This window comes from Vibrio bivalvicida (assembly GCF_001399455.2).
In the GTDB taxonomy this organism is placed as follows: domain Bacteria; phylum Pseudomonadota; class Gammaproteobacteria; order Enterobacterales; family Vibrionaceae; genus Vibrio; species Vibrio bivalvicida.
The window spans coordinates 63,762-89,484 of the sequence record NZ_LLEI02000090.1 but is presented as its reverse complement, the minus strand read 5'-3'; the positions used below and the strand labels follow the sequence as shown (position 1 = coordinate 89,484).

At 44.9% G+C, this 25,723-nt stretch carries 17 protein-coding genes; 11 read left to right on the top strand and 6 right to left on the bottom strand.

The genetic code is table 11. From position 1 onward, the window contains the following. Positions 1-425: 425 nt before the first annotated feature. Together APB76_RS21190 and gltB are read right to left on the bottom strand one after the other, a co-directional pair. Complete coding sequence (locus APB76_RS21190; protein WP_049842915.1) at positions 426-1,895, bottom strand: glutamate synthase subunit beta; 1,470 nt, start codon at positions 1,893-1,895, stop codon at positions 426-428. Continuing rightward, positions 1,895-6,442, bottom strand: a complete 4,548-nt coding sequence (gene gltB, locus APB76_RS21185) for a glutamate synthase large subunit (RefSeq protein WP_049842914.1) — start codon at positions 6,440-6,442, stop codon at positions 1,895-1,897. The genes APB76_RS21190 and gltB overlap by 1 nt, the downstream gene beginning before the upstream one ends. A gap of 538 nt (positions 6,443-6,980) precedes the next feature. Between gltB and APB76_RS21180 the strand changes: the two genes are divergently transcribed. From APB76_RS21180 to APB76_RS21165, 4 genes are all read left to right on the top strand, one after another. Then, positions 6,981-7,928: a TIGR01212 family radical SAM protein gene (locus tag APB76_RS21180; protein ID WP_054962025.1), complete on the top strand. Its 948-nt coding sequence runs from the start codon at positions 6,981-6,983 to the stop codon at positions 7,926-7,928. Positions 7,929-7,991: 63 nt separating this feature from the next. Beyond that, a complete protein-coding gene (locus APB76_RS21175) occupies positions 7,992-9,740 on the top strand; it encodes a sensor domain-containing diguanylate cyclase (protein ID WP_054962024.1) in 1,749 nt (582 codons plus the stop codon). 126 nt (positions 9,741-9,866) lie between these two features. Further along, positions 9,867-12,212 carry an aerobic respiration two-component sensor histidine kinase ArcB gene (gene arcB / locus APB76_RS21170; protein WP_049842911.1) on the top strand — a complete coding sequence of 782 codons (2,346 nt, stop codon included), beginning with the start codon at positions 9,867-9,869 and terminating at the stop codon, positions 12,210-12,212. A gap of 16 nt (positions 12,213-12,228) precedes the next feature. Then, positions 12,229-12,675, top strand: coding sequence for a hypothetical protein (locus tag APB76_RS21165; RefSeq protein WP_049842910.1), 447 nt, complete (start codon positions 12,229-12,231; stop codon positions 12,673-12,675). Between the two features lie 76 nt (positions 12,676-12,751). On the opposite strand, the gene tolC is transcribed toward APB76_RS21165, so the two are convergent. Continuing rightward, on the bottom strand, positions 12,752-14,080 hold the full coding sequence (gene tolC, locus APB76_RS21160; protein WP_049842909.1) for an outer membrane channel protein TolC: 1,329 nt from the start codon (positions 14,078-14,080) through the stop codon (positions 12,752-12,754). A gap of 232 nt (positions 14,081-14,312) precedes the next feature. Between tolC and nudF the strand changes: the two genes are divergently transcribed. From nudF to parC, 6 genes are all read left to right on the top strand, one after another. Further along, entirely contained in the window at positions 14,313-14,942 is a 630-nt protein-coding gene (gene nudF / locus APB76_RS21155) for an ADP-ribose diphosphatase (protein WP_054962023.1), read from the top strand. Continuing rightward, positions 14,930-15,370 (top strand): DUF1249 family protein, encoded by a 441-nt coding sequence (locus tag APB76_RS21150; protein WP_049842907.1) that lies wholly within the window; start codon positions 14,930-14,932, stop codon positions 15,368-15,370. The genes nudF and APB76_RS21150 overlap by 13 nt, the downstream gene beginning before the upstream one ends. Positions 15,371-15,379: 9 nt before the next feature. After that, complete coding sequence (gene cpdA / locus APB76_RS21145; RefSeq protein ID WP_049842906.1) at positions 15,380-16,201, top strand: 3',5'-cyclic-AMP phosphodiesterase; 822 nt, start codon at positions 15,380-15,382, stop codon at positions 16,199-16,201. Between the two features lie 9 nt (positions 16,202-16,210). Continuing rightward, positions 16,211-16,792 carry an esterase YqiA gene (yqiA, locus tag APB76_RS21140; protein WP_049842905.1) on the top strand — a complete coding sequence of 194 codons (582 nt, stop codon included), beginning with the start codon at positions 16,211-16,213 and terminating at the stop codon, positions 16,790-16,792. 225 nt (positions 16,793-17,017) lie between these two features. Further along, positions 17,018-18,898: a DNA topoisomerase IV subunit B gene (gene parE / locus APB76_RS21135; protein WP_054962022.1), complete on the top strand. Its 1,881-nt coding sequence runs from the start codon at positions 17,018-17,020 to the stop codon at positions 18,896-18,898. 3 nt (positions 18,899-18,901) lie between these two features. After that, the gene (gene parC, locus APB76_RS21130) at positions 18,902-21,178 is read left to right on the top strand and encodes a DNA topoisomerase IV subunit A (RefSeq protein ID WP_054962021.1); all 2,277 of its coding nucleotides are present in this window, start codon (positions 18,902-18,904) and stop codon (positions 21,176-21,178) included. A gap of 54 nt (positions 21,179-21,232) precedes the next feature. Here parC and degS read toward each other — a convergent pair whose 3' ends face one another. The 3 genes from degS to zapG form a co-directional block, all read right to left on the bottom strand. Then, positions 21,233-22,297 (bottom strand): outer membrane-stress sensor serine endopeptidase DegS, encoded by a 1,065-nt coding sequence (degS, locus tag APB76_RS21125; protein ID WP_049842902.1) that lies wholly within the window; start codon positions 22,295-22,297, stop codon positions 21,233-21,235. Between the two features lie 127 nt (positions 22,298-22,424). Next, positions 22,425-23,792, bottom strand: a complete 1,368-nt coding sequence (locus APB76_RS21120) for a DegQ family serine endoprotease (RefSeq protein ID WP_049842901.1) — start codon at positions 23,790-23,792, stop codon at positions 22,425-22,427. Between the two features lie 123 nt (positions 23,793-23,915). After that, positions 23,916-24,374, bottom strand: coding sequence for a Z-ring associated protein ZapG (zapG, locus tag APB76_RS21115; RefSeq protein ID WP_049842900.1), 459 nt, complete (start codon positions 24,372-24,374; stop codon positions 23,916-23,918). A 152-nt stretch (positions 24,375-24,526) separates the two neighbouring features. On the opposite strand from zapG, the gene zapE reads away from it, so the two are divergent. Continuing rightward, the gene (gene zapE, locus APB76_RS21110; RefSeq protein ID WP_049842899.1) at positions 24,527-25,633 is read left to right on the top strand and encodes a cell division protein ZapE; all 1,107 of its coding nucleotides are present in this window, start codon (positions 24,527-24,529) and stop codon (positions 25,631-25,633) included. Positions 25,634-25,723: the final 90 nt, after the last annotated feature.

Below are 25,723 nucleotides of genomic sequence, written 5' to 3'. Positions count from 1 at the left end.
ATTCTCCCTTTGCTTCTCTGTCATCCCGACAGAACTACCAACATCAAAAGGGTTGGTATGTATGACTAACTATGCGTTCTAATTGTTATATATCGGATAGATATGCAGTAAATATTCTTAAAATATTTAACAAAATTGGACGAATTCATTTTCATCGACTTCACAACGTATAGGTTATTGCAAAAAAGGTCAAGTTCTTGGTGGAATATCACGCCAATATGCGATTTACCACTGAATGCGCTGTAATAACCTATATAATTCAGAAGTTTAAGGTTTTTATTGTTACAATTTTGCAACAAAGGGTGTTTTGGGAAAATAAAAAAGACCAGCACAATGTACTGGTCAATTGGAAAAGTTTGGAAGGAATGATTGTTTATGCTTAACCACCTAGAATCTACTAAATGAGTTTCTTAGGTGGCTAATTATTATGCTGAGAGCATCAGTGAGTCTGCTTTTGCTTCAAGATTGGAGTTACCCATTAGGTAATCATCAATAGCAATCGCACACTCGCGACCTTCGTTGATACAACGGACGACAAGTGATTGACCTGTACGCATATCACCAGCTGCAAAGACACCTTTCTGATTGGTTGAAAAGCCTTCAGTTGCTACGTTACCGCGCTCATCAAGTTTGATATCAAGTTGAGCAAGTACACCTGTTGGTTCTGGGTGTAAGAAACCCATGGCTAGGAAGGCCATATCACATGGGATAACACGTTCAGAGTTCGCAACTTCTTCAAAAGTAGGGCGCTCACCAGGTACTGCATCTTTCCATACGATATCAGCAATGCGTAGACCTGTTACTTGACCTTGCTCGTTACCGATGAACTCTTTAGTCAAAATATTCCAATGACGATCACAACCTTCTTCGTGAGAAGTGGTTGTCTTCATGATCATTGGGTATTGAGGCCAAGGCATGTTTGCTGGGCGCTTCTCTGGTGGGATCGGCATGATCTCAACCTGAGTAACACTTGCTGCTTTATGACGGTTAGACGTACCAACACAGTCAGAACCAGTATCACCACCACCGATAACCACAACGTGCTTGTCTTTGGCGTGAATTTCTTCACCTTTAAGATCCATGTCGTTTGCGCGGCGGTTGTTTTGACCTAGGAATTCCATTGCGAAGTGAACGCCTTTCAGTTCACGACCTGGAACAGGAAGGTCACGTGGAACCGTTGAGCCACCGGTTAGTAGTACCACATCGAACTCTTGACGAAGCTGTTGCGCATTAACGTCAACACCGATGTGTTGGTTTACTTTGAACTCAACGCCCGCATCAGCCATTAGGTTGATCTTACGATCAATCACATCCATGCCCAATTTAAAGTCTGGAATGCCGAAGCGCAGGAGACCACCGACTTTTTCGTCACGCTCAAATACTGTCACTGAGTGACCAGCACTGTTTAGCTGTTCAGCCGCAGCAAGCCCCGCAGGACCTGAGCCGATAATCGCGATGGTTTTACCTGTACGAGAACGAGGTGTTTTCGGTTTTGCGTACCCTTTACGGTATGCAGTTTCTACAATCGTTTTCTCGATGTTACAGATAGTGATAGGGTCTTGGTTGATACCGAGAACACATGCACTCTCACAAGGAGAAGGACATACACGACCAGTAAATTCAGGGAAGTTGTTGGTTGAGCTTAGAATGTTCCAAGCTTCTTCCCAGCTGTCACGGTAAACCGCGTCGTTAAATTCTGGGATGATGTTGCCAATCGGACAACCGCTGTGACAGAAAGGAACACCACAGTCCATACAACGAGAAGCCTGAGTATTGATCTTGTCACCAAACTCTTCGTTCAGAACGAATTCTTTGTTGTCTTCAATACGAACCGAAGGGTCGAGCTTGTTTGGAAGCTCACGACCATGTTCTAAAAATCCAGTAGGCTTACCCATTATACTGCCTCCACTTGTTCCGTTTGTGCTTGCTCTGCTTCAGCCTTACGCTTCTGAAGTACCGCTTTGTAATCACGCGGCATTACCTTAACCATGGTTTCTAGGCTTGCTTCAAAGTTGTCTAGGAAAGACTGAGCAACTTCACTTCCTGTGAATTGAACTTGCTTAGTTAGCATATCTTTCAGTAGTTCGCGATCTTCTGCTTCGATTGGATCTAGGTCTACCAATTCAGGGTTTAGCTTGGTTTCGAAGTCGCCTGACTTATCCCAAACGTAAGCCACACCGCCACTCATACCAGCTGCAAAGTTGCGACCTGTTGAGCCAAGGATTACTGCGACACCACCTGTCATGTATTCACAACCGTGGTCACCAACACCCTCAACAACAACTTTCGCGCCTGAGTTACGTACACAGAAACGCTCACCAGCCATACCGCGGATGTATGATTCACCCGACGTTGCACCGTAGAAACATACGTTACCAACAACGATGTTATCTTCAGCGACGATTGAAGATTTTGCGTCTGGGTAAAGCACTAACGTACCGCCAGATAAACCTTTACCCCAGTAATCGTTCGCATCGCCTTCTACCTCGAACTTCACGCCCTTAGCCAGGAAGGCACCGAATGACTGACCCGCAGAACCTGTAAACTTGACGTTCATTGGCTGTGGTAGACCTGTATCTTTGTAAACCTTAGAGATTTCGTTCGATAGCATGGTACCTGCAGAGCGATCCGTGTTGATGATAGGGAATTCAGCATTCACTGCTTCGCCTTTTTCAAGTGCAGGGATAGCAGCTTGAATCAACTTGCGGTCTAGAACTTGTTCTAGGTTGTGGTTTTGCTCTGTTTGGTTGTAGATGCCATCGCCTTCACGTGCTTGCTCGATATGAAGCACAGGTGATAGGTCTAGGTTCTTGTATTTCCAGTGTTTGATGTCTTCACGAACTTTGAGTTTGTGCGACTGACCAACCATCTCATCGATAGTGCGGTAGCCAAGTTCAGCCATCACTTCACGTAGACCTTCAGCCATGTAGTGGAAGAATGTCACTACGTCTTCTACGCGGCCATCAAAGCGCTCACGTAGAGTCTTATTCTGAGTTGCGATACCAACAGGACAGGTGTTCTTGTGACACTTACGCATCATGATACAACCTTCAACAACCAATGCTGCTGTTGCCACGCCCCATTCCTCAGCACCTAGCAGCGTTGCTACTGCAAGGTCGCGAGGTGTTTTCATCTGACCATCAGACTGAACCACGATACGGTTACGTAGACCGTTCTTGATTAGAGTTTGGTGCGTTTCTGCTAGACCAAGCTCCCAAGGTAGACCTGTGTGACGGATAGACGACATCGGTGATGCCCCTGTACCGCCATCGAAGCCGGCGATCAAGACAACGTCTGCTTTGGCTTTCGCTACACCTGACGCGATAGTACCTACGCCAGCTTCCGAAACGAGCTTAACGTTGACACGACCAGCGCGGTTAGCGTTCTTCAAGTCGTAAATTAGCTGGGCCAAATCTTCGATTGAGTAGATATCATGGTGCGGCGGTGGTGAGATTAGACCGACACCAGGAGTCGAGTGACGTGTTGCACCGATCCAGTCATCAACTTTATCACCTGGTAGCTGACCCCCTTCACCTGGTTTCGCACCTTGAGCCATCTTGATCTGTAGCTCATCTGCGTTAGTGAGGTAGTAAGAAGTCACACCGAAGCGGCCTGAAGCAACCTGTTTGATTGCTGAGCGTTCCCAATCCCCGTTCTCTTTGCGCTCGAAGCGAGTTGGGTCTTCACCACCTTCACCAGAGTTCGATTTCGCGCCAATGCGGTTCATCGCAACTGCCAGCGTTGAGTGTGCTTCGTACGAGATAGAACCGAATGACATCGCACCTGTTGCGAAACGCTTAAGGATGTTTTCGATTGGCTCGACTTCTGCTAGCGGGATTGAACCAGCTGGGTTTTTAACAAAATCTAGCTGGCTACGCAGTGTTGCTGCGTTATCGCCTTGATCATCAACTGCTTTCGCGTATTCCTTGAACTGGGCATAATCTTTGTTGCGAGTCGATTCTTGCAGTAGTGAAATTGTCTCAGGGTTAAACAGGTGTTTTTCACCACGCTGTTTCCACTGGTAAACACCACCGACATCAAGAACTTGTACTGGAATTTCACGTGTAGGGTAACCAATGCGATGACGCACTAGTACTTCTTTCGCGATATCGTCAATCGTTAGACCTTGGATGCGTGAAACCGTACCTGTGAAGTACTTATCGACAACGGACTTGCTGATACCTAGCGCTTCGAAGATCTGTGCTCCGTGGTAAGACTGTAGCGTCGAGATCCCCATCTTAGAGAAGATCTTCAGTAGACCGCCGTTGATAGACTTACGGTAGTTCTCAAATAGATCACGAATATTTGTTTCAGGATCAAGCTTCTTAGTGCGCTGCAGTTCAACCATAGTTTCGATAACTAGGTATGGGTTAACAGCGTTAGCACCATAACCGACAAGCGTTGCGAAGTGGTGCGTTTCACGTGCATCACCTGTTTCAACCACGATATCACACTTGGCACGTAGACCTTTACGGATCAGGTGGTGGTGAACAGCACCAACGGCCAGCATAGCTGGAATCGCGGCGTGGTTAGAGTTAACGGCACGGTCAGTTAAAAGGATGATTGAGTAACCATCGATGACTGCATCTTCAGCATACTGACAGATACGCTTAAGCGCGCGCTCTAGTTTACCTTCGTCTTCGCTTGCTTGGAAAACAATGTCTAGCGTCTTGGCTTGAAGGTGTTCGTTATCAATCGCACGCAGTTTCTCAAGCTCAGAGTTAGATAGAACTGGAGACTCAAGCTCTACTTTTTGACAGTGCTGTGGTGACTCAGCAAGCAGGTTCTGATCTTTACCTAGGTAAGTGTTCAGAGACATAACCATGCGCTCACGAATCGGATCGATAGGTGGGTTGGTTACCTGAGCAAATAGCTGTTTAAAGTAGTTCGAAAGATGTTGCGATTGGTGCGAAAGAATCGCTAGCGGCCAGTCAGCACCCATTGCTGAAAGTGGCTCTTTGCCATCCTTCGCCATAGGTACGATGATTTCGTTAACTTCTTCTGAACTTACGCCAAATGCTTGCTGCTTGTGCAGTAGCTTCTCTGGTGATGGTTGGTTGAATTCGTTACTTGCATCAGGCAGCTTCTTCAAACTCAGTAGGTTTTCTTCAACCCACTTTTCGTATGGCTGCGCTGATGCAATGCCATCTTTCACTTCTTCATCAGAAATGATGCGGCCTTGTTCTAGGTCAGCAACGAAGATTCGACCTGGTTGTAGACGACCGCGGAACTCAACGTTCTCAGGCTCAATCTCAACAACACCAGACTCAGAAGCCATCACTAGGAAGTCATCTTTGGTCACTGTGTAGCGAGAAGGGCGTAGACCGTTACGGTCAAGCGTCGCACCTACTTGAACACCGTCAGTGAAACACACCGATGCAGGGCCATCCCATGGTTCCATTACGTTTGCGTGGTATTGGTAGAACGCGCGACGAGTTGGGTCCATGTTTTTGTTTTCTTGCCATGCTTCAGGGATCATCATCATCAACGCATGTGGCAGGCTGCGACCAGATAGGACTAGGAGCTCAAGTGCCATATCGAAGTTAGATGAATCCGAGCTACCTTCCTGACAGATAGGCAGTAGCATGTCGATCTCTGCTTGAGTAAACAAGTCAGATTCAATGATCGCCTCACGAGCTTTCATCCAGTTCAGGTTACCGCGAACTGTGTTGATTTCACCATTGTGAGCAATGTAACGGAAAGGCTGAGCAAGACGCCAGCGTGGGAATGTATTGGTAGAGAATCGAGAGTGAACAAGCGCAAGCGCACTCACCATTGTTGGATTCTGTAGATCTAAGAAGTATTGAGGTACTTGCTCTGTCGTTAGCTGACCCTTGTACACCACTGTCTTGTAAGACATCGAGTTGATGTAGAAGTCATCGCCAATATTCGACACGCTTTCTAGACATACGCGAACAGTGTAATTTCGCAGTACGTAAAGCTTACGCTCTAATTCTTCAGGCGTAATACCTGGTCCTCCAGAGACAAACACATGCTCAAATTGAGGCTCGGTGCTTAGAGGATCTGCGCCGATCATTGAGTTGTCAGTTGGTAGAACACGGTAACCAATAACGTCTAGCTCTAGACGCTGTGCATTACGTTCTAAAATATCGCGACATTGCGCTCGTTTGTGTTCATCTTTGGGGAAAAGTACAACACCGACACCGTATTTCTCAAAAGAGGGCAGCTTGATAGCAAGCTTTACCGTTTCTTCTAGCAGAAATTCATGGGGCTTTTGCAATAAGATACCTGCACCGTCGCCACTGCACGGGTCACAACCTTGACCACCGCGGTGTTCCATACGGGCTAGCATATCCAGTGCCTGAGTAACTACTTCGTGTGATTTACGGTTTTTAAGGTGAGCAACAAAACCGATACCACAAGCGTCATGCTCCAGTTCCGGAGTGTATAGACCTTGGGCATTTTGCTCTCTATCTACCATAGATACATCCTTCCAGTTCAATAGGCGCAAATGTGCTAGTCGAAACTAGTTCAGTTCTACGTCCTGTCCTTTATAGTTTTGATTCGAAGTCAGCCTAGGTTGGCGACTTTGATTCCTTTCCGTATCTCGCAGAAAAATATTGCGAGAAAAACAATCCTTGGTGGAATCCCGGTTTTTAGTATCACAATCTAGTGATTTATATAGGTGGGAGTGGGATAACACCGACGTTTCACCGAGTTTTTATGTAACTAAAATCACAAAAACCAGCGAAATCTGTAAGTATCCTACAATTTAGTGAGGATGAAATGCAATCAAAACTCGATGCTGTTGCCCACTTTTTTTGGGTTATAAATGAATATTATGTTTAACTTTTGCGTAACAATCTGCGTGAGGCACGTTATTTTTGCATGTTTATTGATATTGATTAATGCTTCGATTGTTTGAAATCGTTACTTTGCATCCTCCATTTTTTTCATAATTGTAATTAAATTACATGGATCTTAATGAGATTTATTTCGATTCAGGTAAGAGGTCAATAATGCAGCTTCATGAGTTGGTCAATACCATCGGACAAGATTTACAACGTCGCTACGGTGAAAAAGTCCATAAGCTAACGCTTCATGGTGGATTTAGCTGCCCTAATCGAGATGGCACAATAGGTCGAGGTGGCTGTACGTTTTGCAATGTTGCTTCTTTTGCTGACGAAGAGGCGCAGATCAAAAGCATCCAAGACCAACTGACAGACAGGGCAGGAGAGATTGATCGTGCCAAGCGTTATCTCGCATACTTCCAAGCCTATACCAGCACATATGCCGAAGTTCAGGTGCTTAAGAATATGTACGAAGAAGCGCTTAAAACAGCCGACATTGTTGGTCTCTGTGTCGGTACTCGGCCTGACTGTGTGCCAGATGCCGTTTTAGAGTTACTGTCAAGCTATGTAGAGCAAGGTTACGAAATTTGGCTTGAACTTGGATTGCAAACGGCGAACAACCGCACTCTTAAGCGTATCAATCGCGGTCATGACTTTGAGTGCTACGCGGAGATCACTAAGCGCGCTCGTGCACTGGGGATCAAGGTCTGTACTCATCTTATCGTAGGATTGCCCAAAGAGACCCGAGAAGACAATACTGAGACTTTAAGCAAGGTGCTTGATGTTGGGACCGATGGCATCAAACTGCATGGATTGCATATTGTTGAAGGCAGTACCATGGCCAAGGCATGGAAAGCGGGCAAATTAAACGCCCCTGATCTAGAGGGATATGTTGCGATCGCGAGTGAACTGATTCGCATGACGCCACCAGAAGTGGTTTACCATCGAGTCTCTTCTGCAGCTCGTAAGCCGACACTACTTGCTCCACTTTGGTGTGAGAATCGCTGGCTTGCTATGACGGAAATAGGTCGAACACTTAATCGTGAAGGTGCACAGGGCTCATTAACAAATCAGTCATTTATATATACAAAACCAATATTAAAGGCTGATTATTGAGCAATAAGCTGATATCTTTTATACACTTACAAAGGTGTAATAAAGATAGGTTTGAGAAGCTGAATGGAACAAGTATTAGTTTGGTTGTGGGACACCTCCCACGGGCATGGATTTGATCTTGTTGTCATTTTGCTCTCGATCATTACCGTTGCTGTTATTTACACCCGACACCAAACTCATTTAACGCAATTACTGCGAACAGCCCCCATTGCACTGCTTTTAGTCGATAGTAAAACGGGGGAACTAAAGCTGGCTAATATCGTAGCCAATCAAGTTCTAGGTGTGCGTAAGGTTGGCAAAAGTTACCTGTTACCTGAAGTAGTGACTCCTCAATTTATTCTTTCGATCTTGTCTCCCAAGGCTGATGGCATAATTACCGAACAGAAACTTAGTTGGCCGATATCAGAAAGTCGCGTCATCAAGTTAAATGTCACAGGTCGAAAGACTACTTATCGCCGACGCCCAGTTTGGTTACTCTATTTCACTCCCTACCAAATCACAGATCTTGAATTGAAGAAGGAAGTCGATTCACTTTCAATGATCAAAAGCGCTTTTGATAACTTGTCTGAGCTGGTGTTTATAAAAAACAATTATGGCGAAATCATTTCAAGTAATCGCGCTTTTCAACGTTTTTGGAATAACAGGGAAGAGGAAGGGGCAGCAGATATCCAAAGCGTGATTAAGGGGAGAGCGAGTAAACGTAGCTGGACGACCAACCCCGCAGGAAGAAGTTGTCTACTAGAGAGTTACCAAAGTGTTTTGATCTCACCAGAAGGTGAAAAAATTGGCACATTAGGTATTAGCCATGATGTGACTGACTGGCATGATATGCAGCAAAATCTACGTGACGAAATGGAGAAACGTAAAGATACTGAAGTGGCTTTGGCACAAAGAGATACCATATTACAAAATATCCTAGAGTCTAGCCCTGACTCTATTGGGATCTTCAATGAGAATATGGTTTATCAAGCATGTAACCAACCTTTTGTTAAAGCGTTAGGGATATCAGATGTCGATGAGCTGATTGGCAAGCGATTGCAAGATGTGATTCCAAATGAAACTTATGCCCGCCTGTCTGAAACAGATAAAAAAGTACTCTATGAGGGTAAGTCACTGCGTTATATCGACCGTGTTATAAGCAGTAATGGGCAATACACTTGGTATGATGTGGTGAAATCTCCATTCAGAGATCCAGCATCAGGGACCAATGGCGTGCTTGTGATGGCGCGTGATGTTTCTGAGCGATATTTGGCTGAGCAGAAACTAGAAGAAGCGAACCAGGAGTTAGAACGGTTGAGTTTTATTGACGGCCTGACTCAAATTTCAAACCGTCGCCGTTTTGATGAACAACTGGAAACCTTATGGTATTTGCACACCCGTGAGCAGCAGCCGCTAACGGTTATGCTGTGTGATATTGATGACTTCAAAGGTTATAACGATCTATATGGACATCAACGTGGTGATGATGCTTTGATTAAGGTTGCGGAAGTGTTCAAAAGAGTGCTCAGCCGTTCGAGCGACTGTGTTGCTCGCTACGGTGGCGAAGAATTTGGTTTTATACTGCCCAATACCACCATCGAAGGTGCGTTACTTGTCGCAGATAAAATCCATCAAGAGGTGAAAAATCTGGCGCTCGAACACGAATCATCACTCGCTTCTGATTTAGTCACCGTGAGTATTGGATTAGTTTCTATTGTTCCACAACGTTTAGATCCTAGTGACTCTATTGTCGCTTTGGCTGACAGTGCCTTATATCAAGCGAAAGCAAATGGTCGAAACCAAACCTGTGTGCATCACACATCCGAAAATTAACCTCCAACTGCTCGGGATTATTTTCGCCGTCATTGGTGAAAAAAGGTAGTATGGCTTAGACCTGTCTATGCAAGGCAAGCCTTTGTTTAGATTGCTGTTGCTTTGTTTTACCTTTCGGAGCTGTCAATGAAGCCGATTAAAAATCTTGCCCAATACTATGTCGACTTGCTAGTTAAGCTGGGCATCCTCCGTTTTTCAATTCTCCTTGCTCTCGCCCTAGTCGCTTTAGCTGTTGTAGTCCAAGTTGGTATCACCTTAGTCTTAAGCGGACATGTTGATGATATTGATATCGTTCGTTCTGTTTTCTTCGGTCTTATTATAACCCCTTGGGCGGTCTACTTTTTATCTGTGGTTGTAGACCAGTTAGAAGAGTCTCGCCAAAGATTGTCTAAGTTGGTGTCTAAACTCAAAGATATGCGTTCTCGAGACCAAGAGCTAAATCACAAGCTGCAACAAAATATTGCTAAGTTGAATCAAGAGATCGAGGAACGTATCAAGGCACAAGAAGCCCGTGAAGAGGCTATGAAAGATCTTGAAAATGAAGTCTATCAACGTGAGAAAACGCAAGTCGAGTTAGCTGAAAGAACCGCGTTACTCCGTTCATTTATTGATGCTTCACCCGATCTTATTTATTACCGTAACGCTGATGGTGTTTTCTCGGGGTGTAACCGAGCTATGGAAGAGTTAACCGGAAAAAAAGAGAATCAATTGGTCGGATTAACGCCGTGGGATGTCTACAGTAAGGAAGTTGCTCAGCAGATTGTTGATACTGACCAGAAAGTATTTTCAGACAACCAAGCGCTTACCTATGAGCAGTGGCTTGAGTATCCAGATGGTCGCCGCAACTACTTTGAATTGCGAAAAGTGCCTTTTTACAGCAAAGATGGTCGCCACTTAGGTTTAGTCGGTTTTGGCCGTGATATCACCGAGCGGAAGCGTCACGAAGAGTCGCTTGAAAAGGCGAGCCGCGATAAGACCACCTTTATATCTACCATTAGTCATGAACTACGAACGCCGCTTAATGGCATTGTTGGCTTAAGCCGAATGCTACTAGATACTCAGCTCACGTCTGAGCAGCGGAACCATATGCAAACCATAAATGTCAGTGCGATCACTTTAGGGAATATTTTCAATGACATCATCGATATGGACAAGTTTGATCGCCGTAAGCTAGAGCTTTATCCCTCTGCGCTGAATTTCGAGGAATTTGTCGCTGAGATGGAGAGTATCTCGGCATTAATGGCGTCGCAAAAAGGACTCCGATTTGATTTAGAGCGGCTGAGCGAGTTGCCAACGGCTATTGAAGTCGATGCCACGCGTCTGCGTCAGGTTCTATGGAATCTGATCAGCAATGCAATGAAATTTACCAAAGAAGGTGGGGTAGTAATGACCGTTAGCTCTGAGGTAGATGAGGAATACGCACATATCACCATGGAAGTCGAAGACAGTGGGATTGGTATTCCTGAAGCGGAGTTGGATAAAATCTTTGCCATGTATTATCAAGTCAAATCGGGTAAAGACAACCTTCACGCTGTTGGTACAGGTATTGGTCTTGCAGTTTCAAAACAGCTGATCAACATGATGGATGGTGATATTACCGTTTCTAGCGAAGAGGGCTTTGGTAGTACGTTTACGGTGACGATTCGCGTGCCTCTTGCTGAGTGTGAACAGTCAACCGTCGAGACCACCAGTAACTCCCAAGAACTTAATATTTTTATGGTCGAAGATATCGAGCTCAATATTACCGTTGCCCGCTCTTTACTTGAGAGTATGGGACATGAAGTTTCCGTTGCGATGACGGGGATGGAAGCTATGGAAATGTTTGACCCAGAAATCTACGATCTTGTGTTCCTCGATATTCAATTGCCAGATATGACAGGTTTTGATGTCGCAGAGTATTTCAGACGTACTTACTCTGACTTACCACCATTAGTTGCCCTGACCGCCAACGTGCTTAAAAATAAACAAGAATACCTTGATAAAGGGATGGATGACGCAATCAGTAAACCGCTCTCGGTTACCGCTGTACAAGATGTGTTGGCCAAGTTTACTCAACAGCCGGTGACTGAGAGGGTTGCTGAAGTGGTGAAAGAGGAGATGTCTGTCGAAGGGGGAGAAATCTATTCACGTTTGTTAGATCTAGACATGCTTGAATCCTATGTCGGCATTGTGGGCTCTCAGCCCGTCCTTGACAGCATTACTATGTTTGAAGAAATGATGCCTGACTATCTACAGGTTTTAGATTCCAATATGATTGCTAAACATCAAGAAGGTATTGTTTCAGAAGCGCATAAGATTAAAGGTGCGGCAGGTTCTATCGGATTAAAGCACATTCAAAGTGTCGCCCAGAAAGCGCAATCACCAGATCTACCAGCTTGGTGGGAAAATATTGATGATTGGGTTGAAGAAATGAAGAATGAGTATGAAAATGATATTCAAATACTTAAAGAATGGTTAGGGCAGCAGTCGTAACGTCAGAGGTTAAAATATGAAGAAATTAGCATTGATGTCACTCGGTGTCGCTCTGCTTGCTGGTTGTGCGTCAGAGCCAGTAGGGTGGGAGCAAGATAATCAAGTCATTATTTCACAGGTGACAGTTTCGCTGAAAAGTAATCTTTGGCTGAATAAAATGCCAACTATCGGTGAAGTGCAAGATAATACCTTACACGGTGCTTTATACCTTGAGTCTGACAAAGCCCTTCCGGCAGAGCTAGATGTTGAGAGTATCTCGATCCAACAAGGTGAAGAAACTTGGCAGATTGATGGCGACCTAGTAGAGCTGCGTACTCACAATCAAAACCAGTGGGAAGTCGTATTTGTCTGGCAGTTTCCAATTGATGCAGCAAAGCCTGTCAATGTCGCTTTAATGCTTAACAATAACGGCCAAGTGGAATGGTTGGTAGAGAAGAACGTCAAGATTGATATGGTTTATTAGATTCCAACCTAATAGCAGATAAACAAAAAGGCTTGCTCCATATCGGAACAAGCCTTTTTCTATTCATTAAGCTAGATTAGTTGCTTGCTGTCTTTAGACCCGCATTCACATCTAGAACATCTTGCTCGCTTAGTGTACCGACTGCTTGGCGCAACTGCAGTACGCTTAGGATGTAATCGTAACGTGCGTTAGATAGGTTTTTGTTTGCATCGTACAGACGGCGAGTCGAATCTAGAACATCAACGATAGTACGTGTACCCACATCGAAGCCTGCTTCTGTTGCTTCCAGTGCCGATTGTGCTGAGACGACAGTTTGTTCGTAAGCGCGGAGGGCACCAATAGAAGCGCTGATGTTGTTGTTAAACGCGCGAACATCTTTGACTACGCTACGGTAAGTTTTCTCTAGGTCTTGGCTTGCAGAGACATAGCTAAACTCAGCTTGTTTGGTTAGCGAGGTTGTTGAACCACCAGTGTATAGTGGTACGTTTAGGTTTACGCCCACTTTGAAATCATTCGTGGTTGGATCTGAAGAAGTCGCATTTGATACATCGCTATAGCTGTAACCACCGTCGAGACTTAATTTCGGTAGATGACCAGAACTTGCGTTAGAAATTTTATCTTTTGCGATATCTTGAGTAATGCGCGCTGATAGAAGACTTAAGTTTTTTTCTTGTGCTTCATCTACTAGTTCATTAATAGCTGAAGTAGTCTTTTGAGCTGAGAAGCGTTGCGTATCAAGAACATCTAGATTTGAGTGCTCCTGGCCGGTAATTTCACGCAAACCTTCGTAGCTATTGACTAGGCTGTTTTGCGCTAAAACTTCATCGGCTAATACTGAATCGTATTGAGCTTGCGCGTCATGTACGTCGGTAATAGCAGATAGACCAACTTCAAAGCGCTGTTTTGTCTGCTCTAGTTGACGGCCAACAGCGGCTTTTTCTGCTTGAACAAAGACTAGGTTATCTTGCGCGCGCAGTACGTCAAAGTATGCAGTTGAAACGCGCAGAATGAGAGCTTGTTGCGCCGCGGCATAAGAAGCATCGCTCTGACGAGCACTTTTTTCCGCTGTATCTAGCGTAATCCAGCTACTACGATCATACAAAGCTTGAGAGAATGTCACCCCAGCAGATAGTGTTTCGTTGTCATTATCTGTATTAGATGCGTTCTTCAATTCAGTTTCACCGCGGGTAACGTTGTAACCAGCAGTTAAATTAATTTGTGGCAATAGAGCTGCACGACTAGAAGTCACTGCTTCAAAGGCTTCATCACGCTTTGCCGCAGCGCTAAGTAGCGTTGGATCATTCTCTTTTGCCTGATTGTAGATTTCCGTCAGAGTATCAGCGAAAGCGTTGGTGCTTAAGCTGCCTAGTGCTGCACTGATAAATAGTGGAAGCAGTTTTTTCATAGTTCCTATTCCTGCCAAATGCGAAAAATATTTGTCTTCAAGAGTTTAACTCAATTGATTGCGAATCACTCAAAAACTTTGCAAAGTTTTACACTTAATTATCCACTTGTGCAATAAAAATAATTCATCAATTTAACTTAAACTATAAAAATTGTACAAAAAGTTGAGCCATGTCCTTGGAAGTTAAGCTTTTGTCTGCGTAAACTATAAGATTCACTCACAGAGGTGCCAAATGCAACAGTCTGACAGCCAACATCAGCAGTTTACTCCCCAAGATGTGGAAATAATCTCAAAAGAAACACTGTTTCAGGGTTTTTTTAGAATGATTAAGTATCGCTTCAAACATAAATTGTTTGAAGGCGGTTGGAGTGAACCGATAGAGCGTGAAATGTTCGAGCGTGGACATGCAGCGGCAATGTTACCGTATGACCCTGTTAGAGATCAGGTTGTTGTTATTGAGCAAATTCGTGTTGGTGCGTTAGAGCACCGCAGCCCATGGCAGTTGGAAATCATCGCTGGCATGATAGACAAAGGCGAAGAGGCCAAAGATGTTGTAAGGCGAGAAGCCGTAGAAGAAGCGGGCATTGAAATAGGAGAACTGGATAAAGTAACCTCTTATTACCCGTCTTCAGGAGGCTGCTCTGAAAAATTAGATGTTTTTGTTGGTCAGGTGGATGCGAGTACAGCGTATGGCGTTCATGGTTTAGACTATGAAGGGGAAGATATTCGTGTACACGTTGTTTCCCGCCGACAAGCGTATCAATGGGTAGAAGAAGGAAAGTTTGAAAATGGTGCCTCTATCATTGCCTTGCAGTGGTTAGAGTTAAACCATAAAAAACTACAGGAACAATGGCACAAGTAGCACTAAAGAAACCGTATCATGTTGATCTTGCTGATTTGATGCGAACATACGAAACAAATTACGCCAAGCTTAACGCTTTGTTGCCGAATCAACCGAGTGTGGGCGACGTACGCTGTTATCAAGCTGCTTATTTGACCTATCAAATTCAAGTGGTAGAAGTCACAAAGTACACAACTTTGGTCGATATTTGTCAAAGCGATGACGTTCCAGTATTTCCATTACCGACAATGTCTGTCAGGCTCTACCACGATGCACGCGTAGCAGAAGTGTCTCGTTGTGACCATCTAAAGCGTGTCAATGCCCGATATGATTACCCAAACGATAAGATGCTACAACAAGATGAAAAGGTTCAACTCAATCGTTTTTTAGGCGAATGGCTGACATTTTGTTTAAAGCAGGGTATTAGCCGTACTCCATTGAATATTTAGGTTTTTGTTTTGAAAGTAACGTCAAGTTCATCAGATAGCGACAGTATTAAGCTACTCCAGATTACTGACACTCATTTGTTTGAGCCAGCCGATGGCAGTTTGCTCAGCGTTAATACATTAGACAGTTTTCATGCTGTTGTTTCGGCGATCATTGAAGAAAATCAACCCTTTGATAGCATTATCTCGACCGGAGATATTTCGCAAGATCACACTGCTGAGTCTTATCAGCGTTTTGAGCAAGGTATCGCGCCACTAGAAAAAACTTGTTTTTGGTTGCCGGGCAATCACGACTTCAAACCTAGCATGACATCGGTACTACCCTCGACCCAGATTAAGCAAATTGATCACGTTTTGCTTGGTGAACAGTGGCAAATGGTGCTCCTTGACTCGCAAGTGGTAGGGGTGCCCCATGGCCGATTAAGTGATCACCAGCTAGCCCTACTTGAGGAAAAACTTACTCAATACCCAGAAAGACATACTCTAGTGCTGCTTCATCATCATCCGCTCTTAGTCGGCAGTCGTTGGTTAGATCAACATGCCTTGAAAGATGCCAATCACTTTTGGGATGTGGTTGAAAAACACCAAAATGTTAAAGCGGTACTTTGTGGCCACGTTCATCAAGATATGAATGTTCTTTATAATGGTGTGCGAGTCATGGCAACGCCTTCAACTTGTGTTCAATTTAAGCCAAACAGTGATGACTTTGCGCTTGATACATTGTCTCCTGGCTGGCGTGAGTTAGAATTGCATGCCGATGGTCAGTTAACAACGCAAGTCAAACGCCTGCCGTATGGTTGCTTCCAGCCCGACTTCAATTCAGCGGGTTATTAAGGAAACCAAATGAAACCGTCACTACTGCTCTATATTCATGGTTTTAACAGCTCACCTTTGTCTCACAAAGCCAATGTGATGAAGGAGTATTGCCAAGCTAAGCGACCAGATATCAAGTTAGTGACGCCACGCTTACCCTGTTTTCCGCAGCGAGCCGCGCAGCAGTTGTTAGATATTGTTAATCAGTACAAAGATGACTACACCATTGGACTTGTTGGTAGCTCTTTGGGCGGTTATATGTCGATGTGGCTCAATGCTCAGTTTGGTTTTAAAGCGGTAGTGGTTAACCCAGCAGTGAAGCCCTATGAGCTGCTTGTGGACTATTTAGGTGAGCAAGAAAATCCATATACCAAAGAGCGCTACCTGTTAGAGGCAAAACATATCGAGGAGCTAAGAGCACTTGATACGCCGTATATTGAAACGCCGAGTGATTTTTGGTTATTACAACAAACTGAAGATGAAGTACTGGATTATAAGCAAGCGGTAGAGCATTTTTCGGGGGCCAAACAGAACGTTGAACAGGGCGGTGATCATAGCTTTATAGATTTCGAACGCTATCCTGCTCAAATCATAGAATTCTTACAACTCTGACTCTCATTGAGGGAAGAGTCATAATTTTGCTTGTTACTTAGTTATCTCTCTTGACATAATTGGGTCTGTTCCAGACTATGTCTCACCAGTACTTGTGTGGGTTTGACGCAATTAGATGATTGCCACATGCATGACTGCCAACAGTCATTGCTTACTTTGTGAGCCAACGCCTTATATTTCACCCAACAAGTAGCCTTTTTATTCTTTATAACGATATTCCGTATTATGACTGAACAATATAATGCTGGAGCCATTGAGGTTCTTAATGGTTTGGAGCCAGTACGTCGCCGACCTGGGATGTATACGGATACAGCACGCCCAAACCATTTGGGCCAAGAAGTCATCGACAACAGTGTCGATGAAGCGCTCGCCGGACACGCTTCAAAGGTTCAAGTAATTCTGCATGCGGACCAATCACTCGAAGTGATCGATGATGGTCGTGGTATGCCTGTAGACATCCACCCAGAAGAGAAAGTCTCTGGTGTTGAACTTATTTTATGTAAGCTTCACGCAGGTGGTAAGTTCTCGAATAAAAACTATCAATTCTCAGGTGGTCTACACGGGGTAGGCATTTCCGTCGTAAATGCCCTGTCTAAACGTGTGGAAGTGACGGTTCGTCGCGATGGTCAAGTGTACGAAATTGCCTTTGAACACGGTGATAAAGTCTCAGATTTAACTGTTACTGGCACATGTGGTCGCCGCAACAAAGGCACCAGCGTTCATTTCTGGCCCGAAGCGAAGTACTTTGATTCAGCCAACTTCTCGGTAACCCGCCTAGTTAATAATTTACGTGCCAAAGCCGTACTTTGTCCGGGCTTAGAAATTACCTTTACTGATAAAGTGAATGGTAACGACTATAAATGGCTGTATGAAGATGGCTTAAAAGACTACCTAGCTGAGGGTGTAAAAGGTTATACCGTTCTACCAGAAGAACCATTTACCGGTGAGTTTTCTGCGGAAACTGAAGCAGCTAACTGGGCGGTAATCTGGCAACCAGAAGGCGGTGAAATGATCACCGAAAGCTACGTTAACCTGATTCCGACTGCTCAAGGCGGTACGCACGTGAATGGCCTACGCCAAGGTCTGCTTGATGCTATGCGCGAATTTTGTGAATTCCGTAACCTGCTACCACGTGGTGTGAAGTTAACCGGTGACGATGTTTTCGACCGTTGTTCTTACGTTTTGTCGGTCAAAATGCAAGACCCGCAATTTGCCGGTCAAACTAAAGAACGTTTATCCTCTCGCCAAACGGCTGCTTTTGTTTCCGGTGTGGTTAAAGATGCATTCAGTCTGTGGCTTAACGAAAAACCGCAACTGGCAGAACTACTTGCTGAAGTGTGTATCGCCAATGCTCACCGCCGTATGCGTGCGAGTAAAAAGGTCGTGCGTAAGAAAGTGGCTTCTGGCCCTGCATTACCGGGTAAGCTGACAGACTGTTCGGTACAAGATCTAAATCGTACCGAAATCTTTTTTGTCGAGGGTGACTCAGCGGGTGGTTCCGCCAAGCAGGCTCGTGACCGTGAGTTCCAAGCGGTAATGCCGCTACGTGGTAAGATCCTTAATACTTGGGAAGTCTCGCCAGACCAAGTGCTCGCTTCGCAAGAAGTACACGATATCTCAGTTGCTTTAGGTATTGATCCTGATAGCGAAAACCTAGACGGCCTTCGTTACGGTAAGATCTGTATCCTTGCTGATGCCGACTCGGATGGTCTGCATATCGCAACGCTACTTTGTGCGCTCTTTACTCGTCATTTTCGCTCTTTGGTCGAAGCAGGACATATTTATGTGGCTATGCCTCCTCTTTATCGTATCGACTGTGGTAAGGAAGTATTCTATGCCCTTGATGATGACGAGAAAGAGGGTGTACTAGAGCGCTTATCGAAGAAGAAAGCCAAAATCAACGTACAGCGATTCAAAGGTTTGGGTGAGATGAACCCGCTGCAACTTCGTGAAACGACGATGGATCCAAATACTCGTCGCTTAGTGCAGCTAACCATTGATGATAACCAAGCTACCATGGAAATGATGGATATGCTGCTTGGTAAGAAACGTGCTGATGATCGTCGCTCTTGGTTGCAAAACAACGGCGACATGGCAGAGGTTTAACGGATGTCTACAGAAATTACTTATGATGGCGTTGAACAGTTGCCAATGCGCAAGTTCACCGAAGACGCTTATCTAAATTACTCGATGTACGTCATTATGGATCGTGCGTTGCCATATATTGGTGACGGTTTAAAACCGGTTCAACGACGTATCATCTATGCAATGTCAGAGCTTGGTCTCTCGGCAGCAGCAAAATACAAAAAATCTGCTCGTACTGTTGGTGACGTGTTAGGTAAATATCACCCACACGGTGACTCTGCCTGTTACGAAGCTATGGTGCTGATGGCGCAACCTTTCTCTTACCGTTATCCACTGGTTGATGGTCAGGGTAACTGGGGTGCTCCAGATGACCCTAAATCGTTCGCGGCGATGCGCTATACCGAAGCGAAGCTATCTAAATTTGCTGAAGTTCTGCTTGGTGAGTTAGGCCAGGGCACGGTTGAGTGGCAGCCTAACTTTGACGGAACGATGAAAGAACCGCAAATGTTGCCAGCGCGATTACCACACATTCTACTGAACGGTGTGACGGGCATTGCGGTGGGTATGGCAACCGATATTCCGCCTCACAACGTACGTGAAGTAGCGGAAGCAACGATTCATTTAATCGATAATCCTAAGTCTGAACTTGCCGACGTGATGAACTTTGTTCAAGGGCCTGACTACCCAACTGAAGCAGAGATCATTTCACCTAAAGCGGAGCTAGAAAAGATTTACCGTACTGGGCGTGGTAGCATCAAAATGCGCGCAGTATGGCATAAAGAAGGTTCAGAGATCGTAATTACAGCGCTACCTCATCAAGTGTCAGGCGCTAAGCTTCTTGAGCAAATCGCTAACCAGATGCGCGCTAAAAAGCTGCCTATGGTTGACGATCTACGTGATGAATCGGATCACGAAAATCCAACACGTATCGTGGTTGTTCCACGCTCGAATCGTGTTGATTGCGACCAGCTAATGAATCACCTGTTTGCTTCTACGGATCTTGAAAAGAACTTTCGTGTAAACCTAAACATGATTGGGCTGGACAACCGTCCTCAGGTGAAAGGGTTAGTACAAATCCTATCTGAATGGATTGAATTCCGTCGTTCCACAGTACGCCGCCGTCTACAACACCGTTTAGACAAGGTAATGGCTCGCTTGCACATCTTGGAAGGTTTGTTGATTGCATACCTCAACCTTGACGAAGTGATTGAGATAATCCGTACCGAAGATGATCCCAAAGCGGTGCTAATGGAGCGCTTTGGGATTACGGATATTCAGGCTGATGCGATCCTAGACACCAAATTACGTCACCTTGCGAAACTTGAAGAGATGAAGATTCGCGGTGAGCAAGAAGAGCTAGAAAAAGAGCGTGAAAAGCTAGAACAACTGCTAGGCTCTGAACGTCGTCTAAATACGCTACTGAAGAAAGAGATCAAAGCCGATGCTGACAAGTACGGAGATGATCGCCGTTCACCTATGGTTGAACGTGCAGAAGCTAAAGCGCTAACTGAGCGAGATCTTGTTCCTAGTGAACCAATTACTGTAGTTCTTTCTGAGAAAGGCTGGATTCGTCATGCCAAAGGGCATGAGGTTGAGGCTGACGGGTTAAACTACAAGTCGGGTGATAACTACCTTGCTCATGCTCGTGGTAAGAGCAACCAGCAAGCCGTGTTCCTTGGAAGTGATGGCCGTAGCTACTCATTAGAGTCGCACTCATTACCGTCAGCGCGAAGCCAAGGTGAGCCTATTACTGGGCGCTTGAATATTAGTGCCGGGACCAATATTCGTCATGTCGTGATGGGGGAAGAAGAGCAGTTGTGGTTAGTCGGTTCTGATGCAGGCTATGGTTTCGTATGTAAGGGAAGTGATCTCTTGTCGAAGAACCGCAGTGGTAAAGCCTTAGTGACGCTACCGCAAAACTCTGAAGTTCTTGCACCGCAAACTGTCGGTAATCTAGACGCGGATGAGATCCTAGCGATCACTAACCAGGGGCGCATGCTGTTATTCCCAATCAAAGACTTGCCTCAGTTAGGTAAAGGTAAGGGTAATAAGATTATCAATATTCCGGCGGCGAAAGCGAAAGAACGTGAAGAACTGGTTTCTCACTTGATTGCCCTGCCTCAAGGAGTTTCTGTTACTTTATACGCAGGTAAACGTAAGCTTGGTCTTAAGCCTGCTGACTTAGAGAACTTCCGCGGAGAACGTGGACGTCGAGGTGGTTTGTTACCAAGAGGTTTGCAACGCGTGACTCGCATTGAAGTCGAATCTGGTGCAGTGCCAGATAGTGACACTTCAGAATAGTTATAAAAAACCCATGCATAGCATGGGTTTTTACTGTGGTGAAATTGAGCCCTGTTATTCGCGGCTGTCTTCTTCAATCGTGACTTCTAGGGTTTTCTCTACCCCTTTACGTAAGATCAGCACGTTGATCTTTGAACCAGGCCTTAGCTCGGTAACAATATCCATCACGCTTTGACGTCCATTGACCTTCTGACCATCAATTTTCAGGATGATATCTTGAGCTTCAAACCCAGCATCAGCGGCGGGACCATTCGGGTCGATACCTAATACTACGATACCACCAAGGTGTTTGTTACCCAGCAGTCGAGAGGTGACAGAGTTAATGTCTTGCCCATCGATACCGATGTAGCCACGAATCACACGCCCATCGGCAATGATTTTTTGCATAATCTTATCGGCTAGTGCGTATGGGATGGCGAAAGATATGCCGTAAGTTTCTAGTTCGGTTGCCTGTTGAAATGATGCTGTATTGATACCGACTAGCTCGCCACGAGTATTGACCAAAGCACCACCTGAATTACCTTCATTGATCGCAGCATCAGTTTGGATAAACGCCTGATGACCATCAGCGCTGATCGACGAGCGCCCTGTTGCTGAGATAATACCGAAAGTGGTTGTTTGCCCAAGGTTATAAGGGTTGCCAATCGCAAGCACTATGTCACCAACTTTCGGAGAATACTCAGGATTAAGTGGAATCACGGGTAAGTTTTCGTCTTCAACTCTTAGGATAGCAATGTCGGTTCTGCGGTCTTTCCCGACCAGTTGCGCGGCAGCGATTCGACCATCTTGCAGGGCAACAATAATTTGATCTGCTTGTGCAACCACATGGTAGTTGGTGATGATGTAGCCTTTCTCACTGACAATGACACCAGAACCAAGCCCTTGCGTCAGTAGTTTGGAACGATCACTTTCTTGGTATTTACGGCTGTAGATATTCACTACAGCAGGTGCTGCGTTACGCACTGCTTGATTAAATGACACCTGAACTTGTGAGTAGTCAGTCGCAGCAGATTGATTGGTTTGAGGAATTATATTCGACCGCAGAGACGGTACAGCGATTAATAACAGAGCAGCCGTTGCTAGGCCTAAGCCAATAGAGCGCAACAAAAATTGCAGCATGCTTTCCTCTTTATGAGCATAAAATGGATAAGTTGGTGAAGAATAGCACTAGATGAGAAAATAATAAAAGGACAGCGGCAGTAACCGCTGTCCTTTCAAGCCGATATCGCGTTTTTATAAATTACCTTTATCGAATGACAAGGTAAATACTGCGTTCGCCGCGCTGAATGTTAAGTGCCAGTACTCCAGATTGTTTCTCAACCACTTTTCTAAACTCAGCGAGGTTTTTCACTCGTTGACGGTTAACACCTATGATGATGTCATCTGGTTGCAACTGGTAAGCCTCGGCATTTGAACCTTTCTCAACCGATGTCACTTTTACGCCTTGTACTTGATCGCTCGCATTCGTGTTTGTTAACTGAGCACCTGATAGACCTTCATGTAACTTGTCAGCAGTGGTTTTGACATTTGTTTGTTCACCTAGCGTGACGTCGAATGATTTCTTCTTACCGTCACGGACAACACCTAACGTAATCTCTTTTCCAGCACCTAGCGTCGCGACCTTTGCGCGCAGCTCACTAAATGAATGAATTGATTTACCACCAATTGAGACAATCACATCTCCTGCTTCTAAGCCTGCCTTATCTGCGGCACTGTCTGGAACTACTTGGCTAACAAAGGCGCCTTTACTCGATTCATACCCAAGCGCTTCTGCAAGTTCCGAGGTGATCTCGCCGCCCTGTACACCAAGCATGCCGCGTTTTACTTCGCCAAACTCAAGAATTTGGGCGGTTAAGTTCTTCATCATGTTGGAGGGAATCGCGAAGCCGATACCAACATTACCGCCATTTGGCCCTAGAATTGCTGTATTGATACCTATCAGTTCACCATTTAGGTTTACTAGCGCACCGCCCGAGTTACCACTGTTGATGGCAGCATCGGTTTGAATAAAGTTTTCGAAGTTTTCAATATTTAGTCCACTACGCCCCAGAGCAGAAACGATACCAGAGGTGACGGTTTGCCCGAGCCCGAATGGGTTACCAATGGCAACAGTGAAGTCACCGACGCGTAACTTATCTGAATCAGCAATTTTTATTTCGGTCAGGTTCTTCGCTTCCTCCAGTTTGAGTAACGCTACATCAGACATTTGGTCGCCGCCTATCAGCTCGGCATCGTATTCACGACCGTCACGCAACTTAACGCGGATTTTTTCCGCGCCATTGATAACGTGATAGTTAGTCACAATATGGCCTTGCTTGGCATCAACCACAACACCAGAGCCCAAGCCTCTGAATGGACGCTCTTGAAGTTGTTCGGTTGGAAAATCAGGACCAAAGAAAAAGCGGAACTGTTCGGGGATTTGCTGTTTTGAAACTTGCGTTCCTTCAACAGAGATACTGACCACCGCAGGGGTCACTTTCTCTAGCATTGGAGCTAGGCTTGGTAACTGTTCGCCATCAACCGTAAAAGGTAAAGCGGCAGTAGCCTGCATTGGTGTGATGATTGAACTTAGGCTTAATGACAGGACTGTTAGGGCAAGCAAAGGTTTTTTCATCGGAAACTCCTAGTTGATTAAGGACCTAGATCTGATATTTGTCTTAAAAATCAGAATTCAATGGTCACTCGTAGGAGTTATGACTCAAAAACCTGTGCAAAGTTCAGCAAAGATAGTTTTCAATTACGACGCTTTTGCTGAGACCACATCTTGAGAGTCTAGAATTTCTTTCTTCTGCTCTTTTAATAGACCAGTGGAACCTGAAGCATAATCTTTAGGTGCTTCATTTAATAGTTGAATATCAAGCTCACCATTGTCTAGTGTGTTGTCATCTGATTGCTGGACAACCTTTTTCACAAATGGATTGTCTTGCTCTGGGATGTTAGGTAAAAGTTCAGAAGACGTTTTAGCCATATGTTGATATAGCTTAGTGTACTCTTTACCCACAGAGTCTAACATTTCCGCCGTTTGCGCAAAATGATCTGCAAGGTCTTGTTTTTGTTGCTCTAATTCGAACTTGGCGTTGTCGAGGTCTTTCTGGACGCTCTTTTGCTTTTTGTATCCAGGCGTTGTTAGGCGAGAAATTGCAATACCCAATACCGTACCAATAAGCAAGCCTACAAGGGCATAAATCCAAGGCATAATTGCTCCTTATCATTGTTATTTAACATGTTTTTTACTGGTTGGTTACACATGTTCAAATCACATGGTACTATGAGAACTTAAGCCAATAAAGAAAAATGCATGTGCTCTACATAGCAGTTTGACAGTCTTCTTGAATAGGTAAAGAAGCAATGACGCCATTAGAAATCTATAACAACGATATAAAACAACATGGTTTTCAAAAGGATGCCGCGCAGCTTCAAGCGGTTACAGCCTTAGATAATCTCTACCATGAATTCATCGACTACGTTAACACGCCAGTAGAAAAGCCGAGTGGATGGAAAGCTTGGTTTAGTAAAAAAGAGCCAGAGTTACCCCTAGCGCCGCAAGGCCTTTATTTTTGGGGAGGAGTAGGGCGTGGGAAAACCTATTTGGTTGATACGTTTTTTGATGCCCTACCCACGGACAAGAAAATGCGTGTCCATTTTCACCGCTTTATGTATCGCGTCCACGATGAGCTAAATGCGTTAGGGGATGTCAACGATCCACTTGAACTAGTGGCCGACAAATTTAAAGCTGAGGCGGAAATCATCTGCTTCGATGAGTTTTTTGTTTCAGACATTACTGATGCCATGATTCTAGGCACCTTGTTTCAAGCCTTGTTTAAGCGTGGTGTGATCTTGGTTGCAACCTCAAACATCCCACCAGAAGATTTGTATCGTAATGGCTTACAGCGCGCTCGTTTTCTTCCTGCTATTGAACTGATTCAGAAAAACTGTCGAGTGTTGAACGTTGATAGTGGTATTGATTACCGCTTGCGAACTCTAGAACAAGCAGAGATCTATCACTCGCCTCTTGATGAACAAGCAGACAAAAACCTTAGACATTACTACGAGCAGTTGGTGGGGGAGGGAAAGAAAGGTGTTATGAGCATCGAGATTAATCACCGTGATATAGAAGTCATTCAAGCGTCAGAAGATGTCTTGCATGCCAGTTTTGAACAGTTGTGTCGTTCTGCACGAAGCCAAAATGACTATATTGAGATGTCGAGAATTTATCACACCGTATTGTTGGCGGATGTACAGCAGATGGATCGAACGATAGATGATGCAGCAAGACGTTTCATTGCATTAGTCGATGAATTCTATGAGCGTCATGTCAAACTGATTATCTCTGCGGAAGTACCGCTGGAAGCACTTTATGCAGGTGGTCAGCTTGAGTTTGAATTTAAGCGCTGTCAGTCGCGTTTGATAGAAATGCAAAGCCATGATTACTTGGCCAAAGAGCATTTAGCATAGCTGGTTAGAGCGAAGTGTGCATAATTGAAAAAAAATGAAGTTTTCACACGAAAAGAGGTGATTTTTTCTACTGACTTCTCTATAATCCTG

Coding starts and splice junctions, on each gene's coding strand:
- zapE (WP_049842899.1), top strand. CDS start 24,527: ATGACGCCATTAGAAATCTATAACAACGATATAAAACAACATGGTTTT.
- APB76_RS21150 (WP_049842907.1), top strand. CDS start 14,930: ATGGCACAAGTAGCACTAAAGAAACCGTATCATGTTGATCTTGCTGAT.
- parC (WP_054962021.1), top strand. CDS start 18,902: ATGTCTACAGAAATTACTTATGATGGCGTTGAACAGTTGCCAATGCGC.
- APB76_RS21175 (WP_054962024.1), top strand. CDS start 7,992: ATGGAACAAGTATTAGTTTGGTTGTGGGACACCTCCCACGGGCATGGA.
- yqiA (WP_049842905.1), top strand. CDS start 16,211: ATGAAACCGTCACTACTGCTCTATATTCATGGTTTTAACAGCTCACCT.
- arcB (WP_049842911.1), top strand. CDS start 9,867: ATGAAGCCGATTAAAAATCTTGCCCAATACTATGTCGACTTGCTAGTT.
- parE (WP_054962022.1), top strand. CDS start 17,018: ATGACTGAACAATATAATGCTGGAGCCATTGAGGTTCTTAATGGTTTG.
- APB76_RS21165 (WP_049842910.1), top strand. CDS start 12,229: ATGAAGAAATTAGCATTGATGTCACTCGGTGTCGCTCTGCTTGCTGGT.
- tolC (WP_049842909.1), bottom strand. CDS start 14,080: ATGAAAAAACTGCTTCCACTATTTATCAGTGCAGCACTAGGCAGCTTA.
- APB76_RS21180 (WP_054962025.1), top strand. CDS start 6,981: ATGCAGCTTCATGAGTTGGTCAATACCATCGGACAAGATTTACAACGT.
- APB76_RS21190 (WP_049842915.1), bottom strand. CDS start 1,895: ATGGGTAAGCCTACTGGATTTTTAGAACATGGTCGTGAGCTTCCAAAC.
- nudF (WP_054962023.1), top strand. CDS start 14,313: ATGCAACAGTCTGACAGCCAACATCAGCAGTTTACTCCCCAAGATGTG.
- APB76_RS21120 (WP_049842901.1), bottom strand. CDS start 23,792: ATGAAAAAACCTTTGCTTGCCCTAACAGTCCTGTCATTAAGCCTAAGT.
- degS (WP_049842902.1), bottom strand. CDS start 22,297: ATGCTGCAATTTTTGTTGCGCTCTATTGGCTTAGGCCTAGCAACGGCT.
- zapG (WP_049842900.1), bottom strand. CDS start 24,374: ATGCCTTGGATTTATGCCCTTGTAGGCTTGCTTATTGGTACGGTATTG.
- gltB (WP_049842914.1), bottom strand. CDS start 6,442: ATGGTAGATAGAGAGCAAAATGCCCAAGGTCTATACACTCCGGAACTG.